This window comes from Microbacterium sp. UBA3394 (assembly GCF_002358725.1).
Taxonomy (GTDB): domain Bacteria; phylum Actinomycetota; class Actinomycetes; order Actinomycetales; family Microbacteriaceae; genus Microbacterium; species Microbacterium luteum.
Genome location: NZ_DEPK01000145.1, coordinates 1 through 3,206 on the forward strand (window position 1 = coordinate 1; position 3,206 = coordinate 3,206).

Below are 3,206 nucleotides of genomic sequence, written 5' to 3' on the forward strand. Positions count from 1 at the left end.
GCGGCGAAGGTCGTGCCGATCCTGCTGGTCGAGCAGAACCTCGAGGTCGTTCGACGACTCGCCGACTCCGCCGTCGTGATCGGCGCCGGACGCGTCGTGCACACCGGATCGGCCGCAGAGATCCTCGACGACGACGAGCTGACTAAGCGCCTGCTGGGTGTGCACGCGGAGGCCCACGCATGAGCACCCTCGTCCTCACCCTCGTCACCGGCGTCGGACTCGGCGCCCTCTACTTCCTCGTCGCCAGCGGTCTGAGCCTCATCTACGGCCTCATGCACGTGCTGAACTTCGCGCACGGGGCATTCCTCACCCTCAGCGCCTTCATGGGGTGGTTCGTTGCGCAGGCGCTCGGCACCGATTCCTGGGGCTCGTTCCTCCTGTCGATCCTCGTCGGCGCGGTCGTCGGCGCCGTGTTCGCCACCCTCACCGAGCTCGTCCTCATCAGACCGCTGTACGAGAGGCACATCGAACAGGTCCTCGTCACCGTCGGCCTGTCGCTGGCAGCCGTCGCGCTGTTCGAGGGCATGTGGGGCACCGATGCGATCACCATCGCCGGTCCGCCGTGGCTGACCCAGACCACCGAGATCCTCGGCGCGCGCATCCCGAACAAGTACTGGGCGCTCATTCTCGCGGCGGGGCTGGTGCTGCTGGCTCTCGTGCTGTTCCTGCAGAAGACCCGCTACGGCATGGTCATCCGCGCCGGTGTCGAGAACCGCGCGATGGTCACCGCCCTCGGCATCGACGTGCGCCGCTCTTTCACCCTGGTCTTCGCCATCGGCGGGGCCGCCGCCGGCATCGGCGGGGTGATGGCGATGCACTACACCAACTACGTCTCGGCCCACATGGGCGCGACGCTGCTGATCTTCGCGTTCATCGTCACCGTGGTCGGCGGCCTCGGCTCGCTCACCGGCGCCGCGATCGCCTCGGTGCTGGTCGCCGTGCTCCAGCAGGTCGCCAACACCTATCTCAACGGCACGGGCGACTTCATCGTCGTCATCCTGCTGGCCGCGGTGCTGCTGCTGCGACCGACCGGACTCATGGGAAGGAGGGCCTGACATGCCGCGCTCGACGAAGAACGTGCGCCGATTCGTTCCGGTCGTCATCGGTGTCGTCCTCATCGCCTTCATGGCGCTGCTCCCGATGCTCAACCTGTCGCTGCCGGGAATCCTCCCCACCCCCACCTACATGCCCGGAACGCTCGCACTGCTGTCGCTGTGCATGGTGTTCGCCGCCCTGGCCCTCTCGTACAACCTGCTCCTCGGCACATCCGGGATGCTGTCCTTCGGCCACGCGCTCTACTTCGGCGCCGGCGCGTACGGTCTCGGCATCGCCCTCGAGCACCTCGGTGTGCCGCTGTGGCCGGGGGTCTTCATCGCCCTGCTCGGCGGCATGGTGATCGCGCTGGCCACCGGTGCGGTGTCGATGCGGGTCTCCGGCATCCCGTTCGCCATGGTGACGCTCGCCTTCGCGCAGGCGGGCTCAGTGCTCGTGCGGCGCAACTCCGACATCACCGGTGGTGAGGAAGGCCTCGGGCTGAACACCGACCTGGTGCCCGATGCGCTGGTCGGCGTCGTCAACACCCGCAACCTCTACTGGCTGACCCTCGCGATCCTCGTGATCGTCTACCTCGTCTCCCTGTGGGTCGACAAGAGCCGCCTCGGACACCTCGCCCGTGCGACCCGCGAGAACGAGCAACGCGTGCGGGTGCTGGGGCTCTCGCCGTTCACCGTGCGCCTGACGGTCTTCGTCATCGCCGCGGTCCTGGCGAGCCTCGCCGGCGTCGCCTACCTGCTCCTGCAGTCCGGCACGGTGCCACGGGCGGTATCGGCCGACCTCACCATCACGATCCTCGTGATGGTCGTCCTCGGCGGCGTGGGCTTCCGGTGGGGTGCCATTGTGGGGGGTGTGCTCTATACGCTCCTGGACCAGCGACTCACCGTGCTCGCCGGCTCCGAGGCGATCGCCGGCCTTCCGGACGTCCTGCGCATCCCGCTGTCGGAGCCGCTGTTCCTCCTCGGCGCGCTCTTCATCCTCGTGGTGATGTTCCTCCCCGGTGGCATCGCCGGCACCGTCGACAAGCTGTTCCGTCGACGGCGGCGGTCCGGTCACGACGAGAGCCCGCTGGAGGAGATCGACGATGCGGCCACGCAGGCCGAGAACCCCGTCGAGGTGCGCGCATGAGCACGGCGGCACCGATCGAGTCCGCCGGCGTCCACACGGTCGGCCGCTGGGTGACCGACCGCGCCGCGCAGTCGCCGCACGCGATCGCCATCGACGACCGCGGCGTGACCGTCGACTACGCCACGCTTGCGGGCCGGGCCTCCGCGCTGGCCGCGTCGCTGCGCCGCGCCGGGTACGGACCCGGGAATCGCATCGCGACGATCTCGGGCAACTCCGCCGATCATGTCGTGGCGTTCTTCGGATGCGCGTTGGCCGGTGTCGCGTTCGTGCCCCTGTCGTGGCGGCTCACCCCGGGCGAGGTCGGCGGGCTCCTGCGTCGCAGCGACCCCGATCTGCTCCTCGTCGACGACGAGTACGTCGTCCTGGCCGACGAAGCGCTCCGCACCGTCGCCGAGGCCCCCGCCATGGTCTTGCTCGGTGCCGGCGCGGTCGAGACGCACCTGCCTCGAGCCGGGAGGCCCGGCGCGGAACGCGCGGTCCGCGACGACGATCCGCTCCTTGTGATCTTCACGTCCGGTTCGGAGGCAGCGCCCAAGGGTGTCGTGCTCACCCACGCCAACTGCTTCTGGAACAACATGGCGCTTGCCGGTGCCCTGCCGCTGACGAGCAGCGACGTCGTGCTGGCGATGCTGCCGCAGTTTCATGTCGCCGCGTGGAACTGCCAGCCGCTGCTGGCGTGGTGGGTGGGGGCGACGGTCGTGCTCGAGCGTGCGTTCCAGCCTGCCCGCGTGCTTCAGCTCATGTCTCAGCGGCGCGTCACGGCCATGATGGGGGTGCCCACCCAGTATGCGATGCTCGCCGCGGATCCCGGCTGGCACGATGTCGACCTGAGTGCACTCACGCTGGCGCTGGTCGGCGGCGCGACCGTCCCCCGCGAGGTGCGCGAGAGCTGGGCCGCGCGCGGCGTCGCCCTCACGCAGGGATACGGGCTCACGGAGGCGGGGCCGAACGTGCTGCACCTGTCCGAGACCGACGCGCGCGCGCATCCTGGTGCGGTCGGGCGGCCCTATCCGCACGTGGACGTG

Annotated in this window: 3 protein-coding genes and 1 pseudogene; all 4 read left to right on the forward strand. The window is 69.6% G+C overall.

Annotated elements, in window-relative coordinates; translation table 11 throughout:
- Nucleotides 1–183: pseudogene (locus B4E30_RS08585) on the forward strand (ABC transporter ATP-binding protein); the annotation flags it as partial.
- Nucleotides 180–1,055 carry a branched-chain amino acid ABC transporter permease gene (locus B4E30_RS08590; protein ID WP_194385069.1) on the forward strand — a complete coding sequence of 292 codons (876 nt, stop codon included), beginning with the start codon at nt 180–182 and terminating at the stop codon, nt 1,053–1,055. The pseudogene B4E30_RS08585 and the gene B4E30_RS08590, both read left to right, overlap by 4 nt.
- 1 nt (nt 1,056) lies before the next feature.
- Nucleotides 1,057–2,181 (forward strand): branched-chain amino acid ABC transporter permease, encoded by a 1,125-nt coding sequence (locus B4E30_RS08595; protein WP_286794753.1) that lies wholly within the window; start codon nt 1,057–1,059, stop codon nt 2,179–2,181.
- On the forward strand, nt 2,178–3,206 hold a 1,029-nt coding region (locus B4E30_RS08600), incomplete at its 3' end, for a class I adenylate-forming enzyme family protein (protein WP_286794755.1). The genes B4E30_RS08595 and B4E30_RS08600, both read left to right, overlap by 4 nt.

Bases quoted from the DNA above. Each gene is read 5' to 3' on its own strand.
- B4E30_RS08595 (WP_286794753.1), top strand. From the start codon at position 1,057: ATGCCGCGCTCGACGAAGAACGTGCGCCGATTCGTTCCGGTCGTCATC.
- B4E30_RS08590 (WP_194385069.1), top strand. From the start codon at position 180: ATGAGCACCCTCGTCCTCACCCTCGTCACCGGCGTCGGACTCGGCGCC.